Origin of the sequence: Spirulina subsalsa PCC 9445 (assembly GCF_000314005.1) — a bacterium.
Classification (GTDB): Bacteria; Cyanobacteriota; Cyanobacteriia; order Cyanobacteriales; family Spirulinaceae; genus Spirulina_A; species Spirulina_A subsalsa.
On the sequence record NZ_JH980292.1, the window covers coordinates 1,363,525 to 1,382,797 of the forward strand.

The following is a 19,273-nucleotide window of genomic DNA, read 5'->3' on the forward strand; positions in this document are numbered from 1 at the left end:
CATGAGGCATAGTCGCCGATTTTGGGCGGTTCTCTTGTAAGAATTGGGCGGATCAAAGGCTGATATTATTCCAAATCCCGACGACTCGGAGTCCGAGAGGGGTCATTGGAGAGAAAACCGAAGACGAACAAGCTGACAAAGAAGGCAACCACTAAATAAACAACAATCTTGAGAGTTAGCATTTATTAATCTCCTAAAATTAAAATGGCATTGCGAGCAGGTGTTCAGGCGGGGGGATTCCCCAAAACTAAGACCTGACAATATTTACAAATGTTATCATAATCTAACATCCTGTCGGCAGGTTAGGATAAAAAGAACACTGGTTATTTAAGCCGTGCCTTCGGTAACGCCCTTTCTCTATCTATGTTGACCCCAAACCAGCGCGATCGCGCCATTGTTAAACAGGGACTCACCTCAGAACAAGTTGAACTCAATCGTCAGAAATACGGACGCAATGTCTTGACCCCCCCGAAACGGGATCCGTGGTGGGTCTTGTTTTTGGAGAAGTTCGCTGACCCGGTGATTCGCATTCTCATGATTGCCGCCATTATTGCTTTGGTCGTGGGTGGATTCCAAGGGGAATATGTGGAAGGCCTGGGGATTATTATGGCCATTGTCTTGGCGACTACCTTGGCTTTCATTAATGAGTACCGCGCTAATCAAGCCTTTGCCATCCTCAATCAGTATGTAGATGATGTACAGGTGCGGGTGATGCGCGATGGACGTTTCACCACCATCCCCCGTAAGGATTTAGTCGTGGGGGATGTGGTCTATGTGGAACAGGGGGAGGAGATTCCCGCCGATGGGGAACTGTTGGAAACGGTGTCGTTGTTAATTGATGAGTCGAAGATTACGGGAGAGTCAGAAACCATCCAGAAAATGACCCGCACGGAAGCGGAAGAACAGGGAGTCCATGAGGACACGTATCCGGTGTTTAATGTGTACCGTAGCACGATTGTAGACCAAGGGAATGGTCTATTTGCCGTGTCGGCGGTGGGAGATCAAACGGAAATCGGTCAACTGGCCACGGCGGTGGCTACAGTGCAATCGGGGGATGAAACGCCCCTCAATCAGCAGTTAGAAAAACTGAGCCAACTCATTGGCTTGGTCGGTTTATCTTTTGCGACGCTGATTTTTTCGGCTCTTTTGCTGCGTGGCCTGTTGACTCGTGAATTAATCCTGACGGCACCCCAAGGCTATTTTCTAGGGGTTTTAATCCTCAGTGTGGTGGTGTTTTTAACTCCTGTTTGGGGTCCGGTGGTGTCCGATGGCTTGAGTTTGATGGATGAGGATTGGGAGTTACCCTCTGGGTTCACTGAGGATGGACTGAAGGCCTGGCTCAAAAGTTTGCTCTTAGGTCTGGCCGTTTCGGGGGTAGGGGTAGCGATTGGCTTGCTGTTGGATTTCTTGCCTACGCTTAAAGATGGCTGGTTGACGACGGAGGTCAGTAGTTCTCTGTTGCAATATTTTATGGTGGCGGTGACGATTATTGTGGTGGCGGTGCCGGAAGGCTTGCCCATGAGTGTTACTCTGTCTCTGGCCTATAGCATGAAGAAGATGGCCGCTTCTAATAATTTGGTGCGGCGGATGCACGCTTGCGAAACCATTGGGGCGGCGACGGTGATCTGTTCGGATAAAACGGGAACGTTGACCCGTAATAAAATGATGATCCATGAGGTGAATTTCCCCAGTCTCCACAGTACGAAGTTCACGGATTTGGAGTTTAATCGCCGTTTGATTGCGGAGGCGATCGCCGGAAATAGTACGGCGGACTTGGATCTGTTGGCAGATGGGCAAGTGGAGGCCATTGGCAACGCCACGGAAGGGGCGCTGCTGTTGTGGTTGGATCAGGAAAAGCTGGATTATATGGACTACCGCCGAGGCTTTCATATCCATTTTCGGATGTCTTTCTCAACCCAAAATAAATGGATGGCGACCTTGGGACGTTCTGGGGTGACAAGGAAGGATATTCTCCATCTTAAAGGGGCTCCGGAGGTGATTTTAGATCGCTGTTCCCATATCCTGACGGAATATGGGGTGTTCCCTTTACACAATAAGGAACCGATTTTGGCGGCGATTACGGCCTATCAAAAGCGGGGAATGCGCATTCTCAGTTTTGCCTATCAAGACCTGCCGGATAATTTACTAGAGTTTGACCTAGATGATATGGGGCATTATCTGACCTGGCTGGGCTTTGTGGCCATTGAAGACCCCCTACGGACGGAAGTTCCGGCGGCCATCCAAGCTTGTCGCCGTGCGGGAATTCAGGTCAAGGTGGTGACGGGAGATGGCGCCCAAACGGCTCAAGAAATTGCCCGTCAAATTGGACTCTGTGAGGATGACAAGACTTGGGAAACAGGCTGTTTAACGGGGCCTGAATTCCGCCAGATGCCTGATGAGGAGGCGAGGGAACGGGTGAAGTCTTTAAAGGTGCTATCCCGTGCGGTGCCGTTGGATAAACTGCGTTTGGTGAAACTGCTGCAAGAACAAGGGGAAGTGGTGGGAGTGACGGGGGATGGCACCAACGACGCGGCGGCGCTGAAACAGGCGAAGGTGGGGCTAGCAATGGGCAGTGGGACGGCGATTGCTAAGGAAGCAAGCGATATTATTTTGTTGGATGATTCGTTTCAAAGTATCGTTAACGCGATTATTTGGGGGCGATCGCTTTATGAGAATATTCAACGCTTTATTCTGTTCCAACTCACTATTAACGTGGTGGCTTTGGGGATTGCTTTGTTGGGGCCGTTCATCGGTGTTTCCCTTCCCCTGACGGTGACTCAAATGTTATGGGTGAATTTGATTATGGATACTTTCGCCGCCCTCGCTTTGGCGACAGAACCGCCCCATGATAGTGTTCTGGACTATCCTCCCCGTCCCCGCGATGCGTTTATTATTTCGGGCAAGATGGGTCGGAATATTTGTATTAGTGGGGTGATTTTCCTGCTGTTTTTAGTGGGCTTTTTGCGCTATCTACAACGGGATCATCTGATGACGGATTATGAACTCTCGATCTTTTTTGCGGTGTTTGTGATGTTGCAGTTTTGGAACTTGTTTAATGCCCGGTGTTTGGGGCTGAAACAGTCGGCTTTTCACAAGTTAAGCGAAAATTGGAGTTTTGTGGCGATCGCAACGACTATTTTAGTCGGGCAGGTCGTGATCATTCAATTTGGCGGGGAAGTCTTCCGCACAGTCCCCCTCTCCCTAGAAGATTGGTCTTGGATTATTGGCGGAACTTCGGTGATTCTCTGGAGTGGTGAAATCTGGCGTTTTACCCAACGATTACGGGAAAGTCGGGAGTCCGAAGTCGGGAATCGGGAATAGTCCAAACTCCTGCCTTTTGCCTCTGACCCCGCTTTGATAACTAATAATTCATAATGGATCAAAGCCACATCCTGCTAAAATGGGGGCGGGGAGTGCTTTGAGAAACCCCGCTGAACAAAAGCCCTAAGCCTAGGGCTTCATCGCTGTCTCTGAGGATTGGTTATTGTGTCATTGATTATTGGTGGCTTGCTCATTTTGTGTGCCTACTTATTGGGGTCAATTCCCACGGGGTACTTATTAGCGCGCTGGCTGAAAGGGATTGATATTCGGGAACAGGGTTCCGGATCAACCGGGGCCACCAATGTTTTGCGCCATGTGGGGAAAAAAGCCGCCCTCGCTGTCTTGTTGATTGATATGCTCAAAGGGGCGCTGGCGATTGCCTTAGTTCATCTCATCTATAACCTCCCCAGTCTGGCCGTAGAATTGCCTCTCGCGGCGAAACCTTGGTTAATCACCCTCGCGGGCATTATCGCCATTATTGGTCACAGTAAATCGGTCTGGTTGGGTTTTCAAGGGGGCAAGTCTGTAGCTTCGAGTTTAGGAGTCTTGCTCGTGATGAATCCTTGGGTCGCACTGGGTACCTTAGCGGTGTTTGCTCTCGTCCTAGGAATTTGGCGGATTGTGTCCTTGGGGTCTATTTGTGGTGCGATCGCCGTTAATCTTCTCATGCTCCTCCTCGGCCAACCCCTCCCCTTCTGTCTCTTCGCCGCCCTAGCTGGCCTCTACGTGATTATCCGCCACCGCAGCAATATTGAACGCATTCTCGCCGGAACAGAACCCACCATCGGCAATAAATTGCAACAGAAGACCGTAGACAGTTGATCATTACCTCTCCTCTGTAGCATGGTCAGGATTTTGAGATTAGAATTGGGATGGGGAGTGTTCAACAGCAAAAAAGCGGGATTAGCAGGTCTTGATATCCCGGCTTAACTCCCACGCCGTCTGCTCATGAAAGCAGAAGAGAAAACCGAACAAGGGTTAACGACAGAAGCCGAAAACTTACCCAACATTGGCAAAATATCGGTTTTGTGCAGATACTCTCTAATCCGGTAGATGAGGATTGAACTCATGGACGTTATTACAGTTTCTCGGTTCTTGATTCCCTGTGTCCCCTTTCTGGTCAAAAAAGCCGGGGAAGTTGATGTGGGGGATGTGATGAGTAAGGTGGGGAAGAATACATGGGAAGTCAGCCAGAAAATCTGGGCAGTGTTACAGCCGAAAATTGATCTCGAAGCGGCGACTAAAGCGGTGATGGAAGAGTTGGCGAAAAAGCCGGATGAAAAACTCTGGCAAGAAGCCTTTAAGCAAAAACTCACAGAAATGTTAGAAAATGATGCGGAATTGAGGGCGGCGCTGGGGAAGATTAAAGAAGGCTCAGACGAAGCTCAGGGGAGTGAGTCAGTTCAACAAACCATCGGTCGGATGGATAGGGGACAGGCGATCGCATCAATGAAGGATAGTAAAGCCGCTAACGTGGATATTAGTGGGAGTGGCAATACTTCCAACATCACCCAGTCATGAATGAGGATATGAACCAGAAAACAGAAGGCTAACTGTAGGTTGGGTACAACGACAGCGAAACCCAAAACCCGACAGTAGCCAACCTTTCAGCATTTCATATTCATTTAACCCCGTTCCTCATGAGAACTAAAGTTCTCTCACGCCTCTAGCGTTTGTCGTGCAAACTTTAGTTCTCTCCTATTGCTGCTCACTATCGGGTTCTCCTGACGTAACTGGAACTTCTAAACTGAGTCGGGTCAATGGTCACACATCAAGCGACAGCTTGGGGGAATTGTCATGGAAAATAATCAGATTAGCCAACGAGTGGATCACGCTGAGAAAAGCCAAATTATCAGCAGAATGCACCACAGCATGGCGATTAGTTTGTCCCTCGATGGCACCGGAAATCAGGTGATTATTTATCCAGATCGTTCTCCAACGCTGCCGGAGAAAACCACACCTTCCCCGGAACTCGGACCGAACCCCTATAAGGGATTGCTGGCTTTTCAGGAAACCGACAGCGATCGCTTTTTTGGTCGAGAAACCCAAGTCGCTAAACTGTGGGAGCAACTGCGCACCCTTTACGAAAGTGACAGCCAATCCCGAATTTTAATCGTTTACGGGCCTTCAGGCTCCGGGAAATCCTCCCTCGTGCGTGCTGGACTCATTCCCCAATTAGTCCGGCACCCGTTACCTGTACAAGAGGGGGTGAGGATTGCCACGTTAATTCCGGGAACTCATCCCCTCAAGGCTTTAAGCGATACGTTAGCGAGGGTAGCGACGGATGATCCTTGTCCGGCAGCGAAAAGTCAGGAGTTTCTGGATCTGATCCAAAAATTGGGCAAACGGCAGAATGAGGATAAATTTAGGGGATTATGGCAGATTGGGGCGATTTTACCGAATATTAAGACTTGTCCCTTGATTGTGTTGGTGGATCAGTTTGAGGAAATTTACTCTCAGTGTAAATCAGCCGAGGAACGGGATCTATTTATTGGGAATTTACTTTATGCGGCAGGTGATGGGGGTAAACAGGTGAGTGTGATTCTCACGTTCCGCAGTGATTTTTTAGGGGAATTACAACAACATCCGGCCTTATATCGACACTTCTCCGCCCCGGAACATGGGCATCTCATCCATCCCATGCTACCGGATGAGTTGCGACGTGCGATCGCCAAACCCGCCGAACTTGCCAATCATCCCTTAGATGAGGCACTTGTAGACTTATTACTTGAACAAATCGAAGGACGAGAGAACGCCCTCCCCCTCTTGCAATTTGCCTTAACACGCATTTGGGAGGGCTTAAAAGCGGGCATTCCTGCGGTTAAAACCCTTGAAGAAATTGGCGGAGTAGGGGGTGCTTTAGCCGGAGAAGCCCAGCGTTTATATGAACAATTAACCCCCGCCGATCAAATCCTAGCCCGTCGTATTTTCTTAGGCTTAGTGGAAGTGGGAGCGGGTGGCACTGACACCCATTACAGTCGCCGTCGGGTGTTATTTTCTGAACTGGTTGCTCAACGGGAAGAAGAGGAACGAGTGCGGGCAATTATTCGCAAATTTTCTGAACCCAATGTGCGGTTTTTAAGTGTTTATTCTGATCCGAAAAACTGTGACACAATTGAGGAGAAGAAACGCCATAACACGATTGAAGTTGCCCATGAGGCCTTAATCCGCAATTGGGGTCAATTAGGAGACTGGTTAAAGCAACATGAGCAGAAGTTAGCCAGAAAGCGACGCATTGAACAACTGGCTCAAGAATGGTTAGATGCAGGCAAGGTGAGCGGTTATTTGCTGAAGGATCGACCTTTAGATGATGCAAAAAAGTTTATGATGACTTGTGATGTTGAAACGAAATTATCAAGTTTAGCTCTGGAGTTTGTGGAGAAGAGTAAATGGAAACAAAGAACTCGTTTTTGTACGCTCTTGAGCTTTTTATTTTTGGGAATATTTGTGCCATCTGTTTATGCAATTCATACACAAAAACTGAACGAAGCAACCCAGATTTTAAATACACCAGAGGACAGTTGTCCTCGTAACCCTAGAATAGTGGGAACTTTACAATACCTTAAATTCGCCAGCTTGTTTGATCGTAATCTTTTAGACCGACGTCGATCTAACTTATGTCATGCTACTATTGCTAAGGTAAACCTCAACAAATTTATATTTATTGAGTCTAACTTTCAGCGAGCTAATCTACAAGAAACTCAATTAAGAGAAGCCTTATTAGATAGAACAAGGTTTGAAGGAGCTTTTCTAGAATGGACTAATTTTCGGGGTTCTGTTTTAATTAGGGCGAAGTTTGATTGTCTCAGTAATGATTGTTCTAATTGGGATAACATAACGCAATTAAGTAATGCAGATTTACGGAAAGCAAATCTCACAAATACAAGTTTTAAAAATGCTGTAATGTATAAAGTAAAATTTGATGAAGCAAAGTTATATGGCACTGATTTAAGTGGAGTTGAAGGGTTAATCACTAACCAATTAGATGGGGCTGAACTTTGTCAAGTAACCTTGCCTGATAATTTGCGAAATACAAATCTTGATCCAGACCGTGATTGTGATGACGTTATTCGATTAATGATTACATCGCTCAAGGATGAATAAGTTGCACCTAAATAGCGTAACTTTTGTAACTCAACCTTTCACAAGTTAAAATCTAGCAGATGTTTCAATTGTGTATCTTTTGTGAGGATGGTCATTTGGATTTATAGGGTCGTCTTGATACAAACAATCGAGGAAGATTTTGACAATTTGACCAAAGTTAGATAAAATGAGAATATTATTTTTTCAACCAATCTCCTATTTAACAGAAATAAGAGCTTTTGGGTAAGTCATCTCTGAAAATTAAACAGTTCTGCATGGAGATAAATAACTATGCTTCCCCTAGAAATAGCCATCCAAAAAATTCAACAATTGCCTCCTGAGCAATGGCAAAAGGTACTTGAATTTATAGAATTCTTAGAATACCAATCTATGCACCAGCAAAAAGCAACTAAAACCCTAGAAACTTCTGAAATTTCATTTGCAGAGGCAGCTAAAGAATTTATTGGCTGTCTCGATAGTGACTTAGAAGATTTGTCCTATAATCCTAAGTATTTAGAAGGATTAGGTCAAGAATGAGTCCAAAAATTATTGTAGACACGGGAGTTTTAATTGCTTTTCTCTTGCCCAAGGATAAATTTCATTCTTGGGCTGTTAGCCAATTTTCAAAAATTACTCATCCTGTCATCACCAATGAAGCGGTAATCACAGAAGCCTGTTTTCTAGCCCGAAGGATTTATCAAGGGCAAGCCACTATTTTAAAATTAATCAAACAAGGATATCTGGTTATACCCTTTACCTTAAACCAAGAAATAGAAGCGATAGAGAGCCTCATGCAACGCTATATTTCAGTCCCCATGTCGTTAGCCGATGCCTGTTTAGTGAGAATGAGTGAAATGTATGAAGATAGTAGAATTATAACCCTAGATAGTGATTTTACAATTTATCGAAAACACCGAAACCAAACAATTTCTATCATTATGCCACCGGATAATTAAGCCGACTCGTAGAAATGTGAATAGACTCTCCCCTAGTATTAAAATTAGGTTGTTATGAGCAAAAAAATATTGTCAAAAAAAGCCCCTAATTTAGCAAAATAGAAGCTTTTTGTCAAGTTACTTTGTAAAATTCAGCATTTCTGCTGGCGAGAGTCTACCTGTGACCACTTTTCCTTCCCTTATAGTCTAAACTTAACAAAGTCCGACCACCGATTCTTGCCCGTTAGAACTTTTAACATGAATTTGGGTTATTAGTAACCACGGATCTCCTGGTGATTTTCGATGGTAATTTTTACCATTAGGACAAAAAGCATAGTCTCCTGTTCCATTTTGAGTTCGATATAGAGTACAGGTTTGATTCACTTCTGAAGTAGTGAATATATCTATATCACTTTGAAGACTATAGGGGACACTAGAAGGTGAGGTTGAATCAAAGCTATAAATCTCAGCACTACATTTTGATAAAGCACTAATTGCCTGTTCCCTAACAGTACCCGTTCCATGCTCTACAAGCATTGTTAAAACCTTGATCGCTGTTCCCTGATATCGTCCTAACTGTAGTAACGCTTGCGCTGCCGCTACAGCATTTTCTTGAATAGCCTTGGTAGCATCTTGTGGATCTGGCTTTTCCTGACTTGCTGCTTTTTTAAACGTCAAATAATCTTCTAAAGACTTGCGCAAGGAATAGCTTAAACGAGTCACTTGAGAACGGGGCGAAAAGTTCTGTAATCCTAGTTTAAACTCAACATCTTCAATCTCACTGAGGTCAAATTTTGCCCGGATCAGTTGATCAATTTCCCATTGAATCTCTTCCCAATTTGCCCGCAGTTTCGGATAATCCGTCATGGTTTTTTTCCTCATAATAGGACGATGAAAAGCTGGAAATTCCCTAGAATCTTCAATAGCACCCGCGAAAGTCTGGATTTCCCCTGTATCCTGAAGAAAGGCGATCGCCTTTTCCCCATCCACCAAACCCGCACCCGTTGCCCTATCGACACCTGGCCGCGCCGGATAGCCCCCAGAAGCTGGGTTACAATACCCCTTGACAATATCCCGCGCCGTTTCCCGTAAAATTCGCCTAATCTCAGTTGGAGTCAGATTCGGTTGCACTTGCCGCAATAAGGCACAAATCCCCGCCACTTGGGGAGTGGCTACGGACGTTCCACTAAAGGCCGCCCAACCATCTTGGGGGCAGGTTTTGTCCCCAATGGCGGCATATTTGCGGTCAAGCTCACTGCCGGGGGGAACAGGTAACAGGATATAGTCGCCATAGGGAGCTTTCCCCACTAAACCACAGACATCCGGAACCTGACGCTGGGGATACACCGCACTAACAAAACCACTGGTTGCGTCACTGGCTTCTAACTCGGTTTCGGGGCAGTCTTGGGGATGCCAATAAACCCCCCCAATGGCAATCACATCCGGATGTTGAGCGGGAAACCCCCAACCCCCATTTCCCGCCGCAAAAAGTACCACAATCCCCCGATGGACGGCATCGGCAACGGTGGCCGCCAATACCCGATCATGGGCGGAAAGTTGATCCCCCCGTAGGTTTGACCCCCAACTACAGGAGATAATCTGGGGATTGAGGGCAATGGCGCGTTTTAATCCGGCGATACAGTTAACGTTTTTGCCCGGTTCGTTCTCTCGGACTACGATATTGGTTTTAATCATAGTCAGTTGAACATCGGGTGCGATCGCCAAAAGGTTAGCAGAAACCCCTGTACCGTGACCATTCTCGTCCTTCTGGGGTTCATCCGCCCCCGGACTGAGTAGCACATTCACCTGATAGTTTTGCTGCTCAAAATAGCGGTGTGCATACCATCCCGTGTCAACAATCACCACTCGGATTCCCTGCCCCCGGATGCCCTGTTCATGAACTCTCTGGACATTGAGGCCTCGTCGGAGATCCTCTGGAATCCGGAGATAATCATGGCTAACGGCCGGGGGAAAGGGGGAGGGGGTTTGATACTGGAGATAGGTGAGAGGTTCGTTAATGGCAATGCCATCTAAAACATCCTTTAAAGCAGGAGTTTTAGTGGTATCAATGCGCCCAAATTGTTTGGTGTCGAGGGTGTTGATAAAGTTAGAGGTGGTGATCACTCCGGGAGTATCCATCACAGGTCGCTCTAGGGAGATCAGGGAGGTATGGAGGGATTGCTCATAAACCTCCGCAGGGGCGGCAATGGTGAGGGAAAATGACCCCTCTTCTAAAACCTCAAACCCTAACTCAGATAGGCGTTGGCGGGCTGTTTCTAATGCGGTGCGATCGCCATAAAAATCCTCTACATTGTCCTGCGTGACCGCCTCAGCGCTAGAAAGCAAAGACTCCCCACTCTGAGAACGAATCACAGCCTCAGCATAAATCCTAGGTGGAAAGGGTTTAGACAAGAGCGCATCGGGAAGCTCGGCATCAGACATAGTATTTCACCAGCCTTAACACTTCCGGTTATAGTTATAAATACTTAGGATGTCACGGAATTGGATCAAAACTTCATAGTAGCGTTTAGTTTTCGTGACATCCTCCCGACACCGACCCTAGGGGTACGGTGCGGGCTTCCCCATATCACTGGACAGCATACCAACCCGAAGCTTTTTTAACGATCTGAACTTGTTTAACTACAAATCCATCAGGTATAGGGAGGTTTAACACGAATAGTAGCTTATTGACATGAACCTATTATACAATATCTAGGGATAAATGGTCACTCCCTAGTAAATGATTGTTGGTTAAGTTTCGGGGCATCGAACCCCTCAATTAACCGTCTTTCATCCCGACACTGACATTTGCTACGCAACGCTTTGCTACGCAACGCTTTGCGTTCACTTCGTGACGCTTCGCGAACGTACAGTGCGGCGCTTCCCGACGATGAGCTAAATCCACTGTAAATAGTGCATCAACTGCGCCACCTGCTCCCCCTTTAACCCTAAACGGCGCTGAAAATCCGCCAAATTCCGATAATTCCCACCCCTCACCCGCTCTTGTACAATCCGTTCCGCTAACGCCCCATCCAATAGGGGAATCCGGGTTAACTCCTCCAACGGGGCTAGATTAGGATTACACCGTTGGGGACTCTCTAGACTGTCGTGATCATAAAAATAAAAGCCTAAAATCGGTTCGAGGGGGCGTAAACGAGCCACCGGGACACTTAAGGCCGCCGCAATATCATCTAAACACAAAAACTGAACCCCCATCGTCGTTAACTCCACCAGCGTCCGCGCTTGGTGGATAGAAAGTCCGGGTAAACGTAACCAGTCGTCAATACTAGCCCGATTGACATCTAGGATAATCCCCAACTCCGCCGCGATCGCCACCTCCTCCAACGACTGCAACCGATAATAGGGATCCCGCAATATTCTCCCCCGTTTCCCCCCCCGATTAAACCCCAACACTAAAGATGCTCCAACAATTGACGGCGCTTTTGTTCAAACTCATATTCCGACAACAACCCCTCCTGACGCAACCCCTCCAACTGCCGCAACGCCTCCGCCACAGCCCCCACCCGTTCCGGTTGACTCCCCACCGTCACCCCCCCCAAACCCCCATTAAAACGCTGCTCAAACTCCTCCGACGGCAACAACAAATACCACACCGCCTCCACCGCACTCGCCACATGGGGAATCGGCGTAGCAAACAACAACAAATACACCACCCCCCAACCCGGTTGGCGCAAATAAAACTTATGTAACCCCACCAGAGGAACCACCATCGGCATCACCGCCCCCACCAACGCCAACAACACCGCAACCTTTTGATTTCTGGGTTGTTGCCCAAGACTCTCTAACACAGAAACCCCCTTATTTCTTCTGGCTTGCGACTCACACCTTCCCCCCCTTGACGGATACGGAAAACCGAATTGTCCCCAGACTTTGCTCTGCTTTAAAATATTCTCTAGAGAGACTCTTTAAAAAAAGTCATTCGGTAAACCCACTATAACAACCAACGCAGAGGAATCATGGGATTTTTTGAATCCGAAGTTGTGCAACAAGAAGCCAAACAACTCTTTGAAGATTACCAGTCCTTGATCCAACTCGGCAGCGAGTACGGCAAATTTGACCGCGAGGGCAAAAAAATCTTCATTGAGCGGATGGAAGCCCTGATGGAACGCTACCGCATTTTCATGAAACGCTTTGAACTCTCCGAAGACTTCATGGCACAAATGACCGTTCAACAACTCAAAACCCAACTCGGTCAATTTGGCATCACCCCCCAACAAATGTTTGATCAAATGCACCTCACCCTAGAGCGCATGAAATCCGAAATTGAGCAATGATAAAACCCGCCCCACAGAGCAGCCTTTTCTGCTCCGTTCTAGCGGGTTTTCACTTTAACCCCCAGAATCCTACTGAGGACGACGGAATTGAGAAGCCGCCGGAAACTGCTTCACCGGCTCATTCCTCAGTGCTTCCAACATAAAATCACGCCAAATCGGTGCCGCATAACCGCCCCCCGTTACCCCTTTCCCCAAAGGACGGAAATTATCGTTACCAATCCAGACCGCCGTCGAGAGTTGGGGAACATAGCCCACAAACCACACATCCCGCTCGGCGGAAGTTGTTCCGGTTTTCCCGGCGGCTGGGCGGCCAATATTCGCCGCCGTCCCCGTTCCCCCTTCAATGACTCCCTTTAAGACAGCATTCAAAGAAGCTGTTGCCCAAGGATCTAACACTAATTGGGGATTAGGCGTATTATCTAAAATCACATTACCCCGGCTATCCGTCACCCGTACCATAATCGTGGGTTCTGAGTGCCAGCCTGTACTGGCAAAAGTGGCATAAGACCCCGCCATTTCCAAGGGAGTGACCCCAATCGCCCCCAGAGGCAGAGAAACCACCGGATCCAAGGGGCTTTTAATGCCCAAGGTACGACAAACTTCAATCACATTCTTCAAGCCCACCATTTGACCCAACTTCACCGCCGGGACGTTGCGAGATTGGATCAAAGAATCCCGTAAGCTCATCGGTCCAGCAAAACCACCGCCGTAGTTTCTCGGGGAATAGTAAGCCGCACCATCCCGATAACGAACTGGACTATCATCTACTACAGAATAAGGAGTAAACTTGCCACTGGCAAAAGCCGCATAGTACACATAGGGCTTAAAGGCCGACCCCGGCTGACGCAGAGACTGAATCGCCCGGTTAAACTGACTTTCCCGGTAGTTCACCCCCCCGACCAATGCTTTGACAAAGTGGGTGCGAGGGTCTACAGCCACCAAAGCCACTTGGTCGGCATAGAGTCCACGACCTCTTAAACGACGGTGAGCGGTGGCGACCTTTTCCTCCGCCATTTTCTGAAAGTTGTAGTCTACTGTCGTTTGAACCCGCATTCCCCCTTGTAAAACTGCATCTTGACCAAAGCGCTGCTGAAGTTCACTAATCACCGCTTCTGTCACATAGGGCAGTTCACTGGCTTTCCAAGCCGTGGGACGACTCACTAACAAGGGTTCGGCTCGGGCGGCGGTTTCTTCTTCCGGGGTAATCCAGCCCAATTCCCGCATCCGGGTTAAAACCATCCCTTGACGGCGTTTGGTTTCCTTATAGTTAATAAAGGGGCTGTAATCTTCTGGGGCTTGAATTAACCCCGCCATAACGGCCGCTTCAGCCAGGTTAATCTCTGAGGCGGATTTCCCGAAGAAACTCTGGGCGGCCGTTTCTGCACCGTAACTGTTATGACCCCAATAGATGGTATTGAGGTACATTTCTAGAATTTGGTCTTTGGTAAAAATCTGTTCGACCCGAATGGCTAAGACCGCTTCTGCCAGTTTCCGGCTGACGGTTCTTTCCCGGGAGAGAAAGAGGTTTTTCACCAACTGCATGGTGATCGTTGACCCCCCTTCTACAACCGAACCTTGCCGCCAGTTGGCCACTAATGCCCGGGCAATACTGTTCGGGTTGATTCCTTCATGAACATAAAAATGACTGTCTTCAATCGCTAAAACAGCACGCTTGAGTTCAGGTGAGATTTCATCGAGTTTAACCACACTTCGGTTATACTCGCCGTGCAGACTGTCTAGTAACTTGCCTTTAATATCGTAAATATAGGTGGTTTCGGTGGGAACATAATTCCGAAGCACCCTCACATCGGGTAAATTCCGAAAACTGACCGCTAGCCCCACGAGGCCGCCTGCCACAATTGAACTGGTCAGCATGGTGATCCCAATTAATGTCCCTCCAGCCACTTTGGCTGTGCCTAGGGCAAAGTCTAGGCCAGGAGTTCTAGGGATTCGTTTTTCTGGTTTTTGTCGAACAGTGCTGGTCGCCACGGTGATTTCACTTCCTCACTCAAAAAAAAGATTAAACGCTCTGAGGAGAGACAGAACTTTACAATTGGTCTAGGCAGTTATCTATGAAAGTTTAGCTTATTGTTAAACAATCTTGGGTCAGAGAGCATTTTTTATATTGTGCCAATTTAACAAATTTAGGCTGGGACAATATGGTTTAAATGTACCATTATTGGGCTGGGTGTTTTTGACACTATATAATACGAACCGCAACAATTTATGATCAAGGGGGGGAATTTTAATCCTCTCGGCTTGAATTGGGACTTTTAGACTGTACATTAACATGACATTGGATTTTTTGACTTCAGACCTGAATTGGCTAGAACGGGGAACCCATGAAATTTTCCCCAATCAGCCCAATTCTGGGGAAATTGAGGAAAATTTAGCTTTATTCCTAAGTAAAGTTGATCGGCCATTGCGGGTCAAGTTGGGAATTGACCCCACGGGGGCGGATCTCCATTTAGGACATAGTATTCCTTTCCGCAAGTTAAGAGCGTTTCAGGACGCAGGTCATACCGCCGTGGTTATTATTGGAGATTTTACCGCACAGATTGGGGATCCGACAGGAAAATCTGAGGTGCGCCGCCAGTTAACACCAGAGGAAGTCAAGGCTAATGCTCAGACCTATTTAGACCAATTGCGTCCGGTGTTGGATTTTGAGACGGCGGGACGGCTGGAAATTCGCTATAACTCGGAGTGGCTGGGGGGTTTGGATCTCAAGGAGATTATTGGACTGTTGGCTCAGATGACGGTGGGGCAAATGTTGGCAAAGGAGGGATTTTCAGAACGCTATGCTCAGGAAAATCCAATTTATCTCCATGAGTTTCTCTATCCGTTGATGCAGGGCTATGATTCGGTGGCGGTGCAGGCGGATGTGGAGTTGGGGGGAACGGATCAGAAGTTTAATCTTTTGGTGGGTCGGGATCTTCAGCGCCATTTTGGCCAGAAACCGCAGTTTTGCCTGTTGTTGCCGTTGTTGCTGGGCTTTGATGGGGTGAATAAGATGTCGAAGTCCCTCAATAATTATGTGGGGCTGACGGAAGATGCACTCACGATGTACTCGAAGCTAGAAAAAACGCCGGATGCTTTGTTGCCAGATTATTTCACGCTGTTGACGAAGTTAGATATTGCCCAGTTGCCGGAGAATCCGAGGGAGCAACAAAAGTTGCTGGCGCTGGAGGTGGTGGCGCAATATCACGGTCGGGAGGCGGCACAGAAGGCACAGGAGGCGGCGCAAACGCTGGTCAAGGGACGGGCGCAGGAGGCGGAAGCGGTGCCGGAATATTCTCTGGCGGGGGTGGAATTCCCGGCGAAGTTGTTCTATATCTTGGGAGCAAGTGGGCTGTGTAAGAGTAGTGGGGAGGGCCGCCGACAAATTCAAGGGGGGGCGGTGCGTTTGGATGGGGAGAAGGTGACGGAGGTAGATGTGGAGTTCTCTGGGTCGGAGGATTTACAGGGGAAGGTGTTACAGGTGGGTAAGAAAAAGTTTGTTCGTCTGATTGTCTAGTTTTAATTTAAGTTCTCATGTCTCCAAGTGACCGGATTATTGTGCCTTTAGATGTGCCGACGGTGGAGGGTGCGATCGCCCTTCTGGATAAACTGCCCGAGGTCACATTCTGGAAGGTCGGCCTTCAATTGTTTATTGCCGCCGGGGTGGAAATCCTAGACCTGCTCACACAACGGCAAAAACGCATTTTTTTAGACCTCAAACTCCACGACATCCCCAACACTGTGGCCGGGGGGGTGGCCTCTGCCACGACTCACGGGGTCGATTTACTCACCCTCCACGCCACCGCCGGACGCGCCGCGCTGACGGCGGCCGCCCAAGCGGTGGGGGTGCATCCCCGGCCGAAACTGCTTGCTATTACCCTTTTAACCAGCCTAAACGCCCGTGATTTAGCCTTTGACCTCAAAATTCCCCTCGAACTGCCGGAATATGTCTTACAGATGGCATTACTGGCGAGGGAGTCGGGGATTGATGGGGCGGTTTGTTCCCCCCAAGAGGTGGCACAGTTGCGGGAGTTGTGCGGGTCGGATTTTTTGTTGGTCTGTCCGGGGGTGCGCCCCACTTGGGCGGAAGCGGGAGATCAGCGGCGGGTGATGACTCCCCGTGCCGCCCTAGACGCGGGGGCGGATTATTTGGTGATTGGTCGTCCCATTACGGCCGCGTTAGACCCGGTGGCGGCTTGGCACAGATTGGTTGAGGAGGTGGCACAGGGTTCATGAATAGAGGGTTTTGGGGGTTCGGTGTGGTCTTGCTCACCCTTTGGGGTGGGGTGGTTCCGGGGGTGGCTCAACCCGCCCGTTATCGTTGCCCAACGGAACTTGAGCCTTTGGTGGAGTTAATGTTACGGGACTTACCGAGTTATGCCAACCGGGTGATCAGTCGTTCCCGGATTTTGTCGGGTCAGGATAGCCGCACATCGGTTATTTTGGCAGGTCGCCCGGAGTTTGACCCTTTAAGTTTGGGTTTCGGACAACCTCCCCCTCCCCCTAGGGCTGACCCTCAACAGGTTTTTTTCACGACGTTAGAACGCCAATACTATCGGGATCGGATGGTGGAGCGTCAGAATTTTTACTGGTTATTTTTGACGAAAACGCCCAGTGGGTGGCGGGTGGCGACGTTGCTCACTCGTTTGGGGACGACTTCGGAGAAGGATCCTACACCCCCTCGGGAGAGTCATGAGGGAATTATGGGTCAAGCGGTGGCGTTGTGGTTGCGGGATTGTCGCGCTGGGGCGGTCAGACCTTAAAGGGAATAGGGAATAATTCTTGATTCCTCGTCTCCCGATTCCCGACTCCTGACTCCCCATTTCCCGTTCCCTATCAATACAAATAACTAGAACTTTGATTGGGATCTCGGGCAAAGGCTAACCAGAGGGGGAATTGTAGGAGGGACAAGTTAATTAGATCCTCGGTTTCGTCCATGATGATTACCGGGAGTAACTTGTCCTCAACTAAACGTTCTGCTTTCTGCACGAGGGCTTCTGGGGACTCAAATAAACCGATGCCTCTCGATGGACCGAAATCACTACGGGAGATGCCGAGACAGTCCTGTAAACCGCGCCGCCATTCTCCGAGGCGTTCTGGTGTGTTGGCTAACACTAACACCCGCAGGCGATCGCGATAAAGACTGTGCAACACCCCAATCACCGCCGAGGCCACCAGTATATTCTGTAAGCGACTGCCCATCGAACGAATCGCCCCCCGTCCCCCTTGTTTAAAGAACCAATCCTGCACCCGTTCCGCGTGGATGGGTTCAAAGGTCCGGCGCAGTTGCCAAGGGGGGCCGTAATAATCGGGTTTCATGCGATATTGATCCAGAATGGCCGTCACTTGTCGCCGTTGGTCTTGGAAATTCTGCTTGGCAAATTGGGGAGTCGGTGCTTCTTCGGGCATTTCCCCTCGGGGGGAACGTCGCCCGGTGTCGGGTGGGGTTTCCCGGTTTTGATAGTTGGGTAAGTCTAACTGTTCGGCCGCGGCCGCTAAGTCTTGTAAACTGCCCACTAAATACTCTTTAAACCCTTGAACGCGAATAGCGATTTCTTGGGAGGTTCCGGCAAAAGAACGGCGCATTTCTTGGGAGATGCGATCGCGCCGTTTCTCCAGTTGTTCGATAGACGCTTGTACAGCTTGTTTCTGGCCTTCTAATTCCTTCAACCCTTCCCGCATCATTTGGTCAATGACCTGTTGAATCGGTTGGGTTTCCTGTGCTAACCAGCGTTGTTTCTCCGCCCGCAGTGCCGCCACTTCTGCCTCTAGCTGGGCTTTTTGCTGTTCTAAGTCCCGCACCTCCTGTTCTAACTCTGTGGGAGGTGTGGGGGGTGTAGGGGGTTCGGTTTGTTCATAAACAGCCTCTAAATCCATTTCTGGGGATTCTGACTCAACCGGAGGGTGGGGTGCATCCTCTAAGGGGAATTCTCGATCTAGCTTGGCGAAATCCTGAAGCGGCGGCTGATGTTCTCCACCTTGGGGTTTCACACCCGAAGGGGTTAACTCCGGCAAGGGTTGGAGATTTTGAGATCCTGCACTCTCCTCCGTAACATCCGGTGTTGTCTCCTCGTACAACTCGGAGTCAGACAGAGGTTTAGGAATTTGGGTTTCGTCAGAATTCATTTTGCTGGTTGGTACTGATGGATCAAAAACTAGGCCAGATGGGGGAATAGGGGGAATTGATAATTGATAATTATTTCCTTTTGCCTCTTGCCCCCCCACACAGGCAGACATTCTCAGCCAGCCCTCATCAGATGCGGGGTAGGGGTTGGAGACAATCTTTTAGGGCTTCAGGATCAAAAATAATCGGCAAAAAGTGAATGCTTTTCACCTCTTTGAAATAAAACAAAATCGGAACACCCGGCCAAAAAACGCGCCAGTTTTGCCAATCTTCATAGGGAAAATGACGGATTAGAGTCTTGCCCCGGTACACATCCAGCGCCGTTTCTGTAAAGACTAAACGCAGCGTCGCCGTTTGAATGGAGAGGAAAACGGCGAAAAGTGCGATCGCCCCCCCTAGCCAAACTTGCAGCCAAAATAACGGGATTGCCCCCACCAACAAAAACAACGGTAAACGATAACTCGGTGATAGTTCAATTGTATTGTCACGAACAACAGTAGATCCGGTATTACTCATCA

The 19,273-nt window shown here is 48.6% G+C and carries 17 protein-coding genes; 10 read left to right on the forward strand and 7 right to left on the reverse strand.

Annotated elements, in window-relative coordinates; translation table 11 throughout:
* Window positions 1-65: 65 nt before the first annotated feature.
* A complete protein-coding gene (locus SPI9445_RS0106460; RefSeq protein ID WP_017303917.1) occupies window positions 66-182 on the reverse strand; it encodes a photosystem II reaction center protein I in 117 nt (38 codons plus the stop codon).
* 181 nt (window positions 183-363) lie between these two features.
* On the opposite strand from SPI9445_RS0106460, the gene SPI9445_RS0106465 reads away from it, so the two are divergent.
* The 6 genes from SPI9445_RS0106465 (at window position 364) to SPI9445_RS0106490 (ending at window position 8,360) form a co-directional block, all read left to right on the forward strand.
* Window positions 364-3,321 carry a calcium-translocating P-type ATPase, PMCA-type gene (locus SPI9445_RS0106465; RefSeq protein WP_017303918.1) on the forward strand — a complete coding sequence of 986 codons (2,958 nt, stop codon included), beginning with the start codon at window positions 364-366 and terminating at the stop codon, window positions 3,319-3,321.
* 165 nt (window positions 3,322-3,486) lie between these two features.
* The gene (gene plsY / locus SPI9445_RS0106470) at window positions 3,487-4,143 is read left to right on the forward strand and encodes a glycerol-3-phosphate 1-O-acyltransferase PlsY (protein WP_017303919.1); all 657 of its coding nucleotides are present in this window, start codon (window positions 3,487-3,489) and stop codon (window positions 4,141-4,143) included.
* A 246-nt stretch (window positions 4,144-4,389) separates the two neighbouring features.
* A complete protein-coding gene (locus SPI9445_RS0106475) occupies window positions 4,390-4,842 on the forward strand; it encodes a hypothetical protein (RefSeq protein ID WP_017303920.1) in 453 nt (150 codons plus the stop codon).
* 276 nt (window positions 4,843-5,118) lie between these two features.
* Window positions 5,119-7,425 carry an nSTAND1 domain-containing NTPase gene (locus tag SPI9445_RS24580; RefSeq protein ID WP_017303921.1) on the forward strand — a complete coding sequence of 769 codons (2,307 nt, stop codon included), beginning with the start codon at window positions 5,119-5,121 and terminating at the stop codon, window positions 7,423-7,425.
* 270 nt (window positions 7,426-7,695) lie between these two features.
* A complete protein-coding gene (locus SPI9445_RS0106485) occupies window positions 7,696-7,941 on the forward strand; it encodes a DUF2281 domain-containing protein (protein ID WP_017303922.1) in 246 nt (81 codons plus the stop codon).
* On the forward strand, window positions 7,938-8,360 hold the full coding sequence (locus SPI9445_RS0106490; protein WP_017303923.1) for a type II toxin-antitoxin system VapC family toxin: 423 nt from the start codon (window positions 7,938-7,940) through the stop codon (window positions 8,358-8,360). The genes SPI9445_RS0106485 and SPI9445_RS0106490 overlap by 4 nt, the downstream gene beginning before the upstream one ends.
* 192 nt (window positions 8,361-8,552) lie before the next feature.
* Here SPI9445_RS0106490 and SPI9445_RS24585 read toward each other — a convergent pair whose 3' ends face one another.
* The 3 genes from SPI9445_RS24585 to SPI9445_RS0106505 all read right to left on the reverse strand — a co-directional run bounded on the left by SPI9445_RS24585 (window position 8,553) and on the right by SPI9445_RS0106505 (window position 12,148).
* Entirely contained in the window at window positions 8,553-10,781 is a 2,229-nt protein-coding gene (locus SPI9445_RS24585) for a S8 family serine peptidase (RefSeq protein WP_017303924.1), read from the reverse strand.
* Window positions 10,782-11,234: 453 nt separating this feature from the next.
* Complete coding sequence (locus SPI9445_RS0106500) at window positions 11,235-11,753, reverse strand: ComEA family DNA-binding protein (protein WP_017303925.1); 519 nt, start codon at window positions 11,751-11,753, stop codon at window positions 11,235-11,237.
* On the reverse strand, window positions 11,753-12,148 hold the full coding sequence (locus SPI9445_RS0106505; RefSeq protein ID WP_017303926.1) for an NINE protein: 396 nt from the start codon (window positions 12,146-12,148) through the stop codon (window positions 11,753-11,755). The genes SPI9445_RS0106500 and SPI9445_RS0106505 overlap by 1 nt, the downstream gene beginning before the upstream one ends.
* Window positions 12,149-12,316: 168 nt before the next feature.
* On the opposite strand from SPI9445_RS0106505, the gene SPI9445_RS0106510 reads away from it, so the two are divergent.
* Complete coding sequence (locus SPI9445_RS0106510; protein WP_017303927.1) at window positions 12,317-12,634, forward strand: DUF1825 family protein; 318 nt, start codon at window positions 12,317-12,319, stop codon at window positions 12,632-12,634.
* 69 nt (window positions 12,635-12,703) lie between these two features.
* Here SPI9445_RS0106510 and SPI9445_RS0106515 read toward each other — a convergent pair whose 3' ends face one another.
* Complete coding sequence (locus tag SPI9445_RS0106515; RefSeq protein ID WP_420329817.1) at window positions 12,704-14,584, reverse strand: transglycosylase domain-containing protein; 1,881 nt, start codon at window positions 14,582-14,584, stop codon at window positions 12,704-12,706.
* Window positions 14,585-14,924: 340 nt separating this feature from the next.
* Between SPI9445_RS0106515 and tyrS the strand changes: the two genes are divergently transcribed.
* From tyrS to SPI9445_RS0106530, 3 genes are read left to right on the forward strand one after another with little or no spacing between them, the layout of a single operon-like run.
* On the forward strand, window positions 14,925-16,148 hold the full coding sequence (gene tyrS, locus SPI9445_RS0106520) for a tyrosine--tRNA ligase (protein ID WP_017303929.1): 1,224 nt from the start codon (window positions 14,925-14,927) through the stop codon (window positions 16,146-16,148).
* Window positions 16,149-16,165: 17 nt separating this feature from the next.
* The gene (gene pyrF / locus SPI9445_RS0106525) at window positions 16,166-16,867 is read left to right on the forward strand and encodes an orotidine-5'-phosphate decarboxylase (RefSeq protein WP_017303930.1); all 702 of its coding nucleotides are present in this window, start codon (window positions 16,166-16,168) and stop codon (window positions 16,865-16,867) included.
* Window positions 16,864-17,394 (forward strand): hypothetical protein, encoded by a 531-nt coding sequence (locus tag SPI9445_RS0106530; protein ID WP_017303931.1) that lies wholly within the window; start codon window positions 16,864-16,866, stop codon window positions 17,392-17,394. The genes pyrF and SPI9445_RS0106530 overlap by 4 nt, the downstream gene beginning before the upstream one ends.
* 73 nt (window positions 17,395-17,467) lie before the next feature.
* Here the strand turns inward: SPI9445_RS0106530 and SPI9445_RS0106535 are convergent, their stop codons facing one another.
* Window positions 17,468-18,757, reverse strand: a complete 1,290-nt coding sequence (locus SPI9445_RS0106535) for a DUF3086 domain-containing protein (protein ID WP_033374278.1) — start codon at window positions 18,755-18,757, stop codon at window positions 17,468-17,470.
* Between the two features lie 127 nt (window positions 18,758-18,884).
* Window positions 18,885-19,271, reverse strand: a complete 387-nt coding sequence (locus tag SPI9445_RS0106540; protein WP_026079580.1) for a DUF3119 family protein — start codon at window positions 19,269-19,271, stop codon at window positions 18,885-18,887.
* Window positions 19,272-19,273: the final 2 nt, after the last annotated feature.

Coding starts and splice junctions, on each gene's coding strand:
- SPI9445_RS0106460 (WP_017303917.1), bottom strand. CDS start 182: ATGCTAACTCTCAAGATTGTTGTTTATTTAGTGGTTGCCTTCTTTGTC.
- SPI9445_RS0106465 (WP_017303918.1), top strand. CDS start 364: ATGTTGACCCCAAACCAGCGCGATCGCGCCATTGTTAAACAGGGACTC.
- SPI9445_RS0106475 (WP_017303920.1), top strand. CDS start 4,390: ATGGACGTTATTACAGTTTCTCGGTTCTTGATTCCCTGTGTCCCCTTT.
- SPI9445_RS24580 (WP_017303921.1), top strand. CDS start 5,119: ATGGAAAATAATCAGATTAGCCAACGAGTGGATCACGCTGAGAAAAGC.
- SPI9445_RS0106485 (WP_017303922.1), top strand. CDS start 7,696: ATGCTTCCCCTAGAAATAGCCATCCAAAAAATTCAACAATTGCCTCCT.
- SPI9445_RS0106490 (WP_017303923.1), top strand. CDS start 7,938: ATGAGTCCAAAAATTATTGTAGACACGGGAGTTTTAATTGCTTTTCTC.
- SPI9445_RS24585 (WP_017303924.1), bottom strand. CDS start 10,781: ATGTCTGATGCCGAGCTTCCCGATGCGCTCTTGTCTAAACCCTTTCCA.
- SPI9445_RS0106510 (WP_017303927.1), top strand. CDS start 12,317: ATGGGATTTTTTGAATCCGAAGTTGTGCAACAAGAAGCCAAACAACTC.
- tyrS (WP_017303929.1), top strand. CDS start 14,925: ATGACATTGGATTTTTTGACTTCAGACCTGAATTGGCTAGAACGGGGA.
- pyrF (WP_017303930.1), top strand. CDS start 16,166: ATGTCTCCAAGTGACCGGATTATTGTGCCTTTAGATGTGCCGACGGTG.
- SPI9445_RS0106530 (WP_017303931.1), top strand. CDS start 16,864: ATGAATAGAGGGTTTTGGGGGTTCGGTGTGGTCTTGCTCACCCTTTGG.
- SPI9445_RS0106535 (WP_033374278.1), bottom strand. CDS start 18,757: ATGAATTCTGACGAAACCCAAATTCCTAAACCTCTGTCTGACTCCGAG.
- SPI9445_RS0106540 (WP_026079580.1), bottom strand. CDS start 19,271: ATGAGTAATACCGGATCTACTGTTGTTCGTGACAATACAATTGAACTA.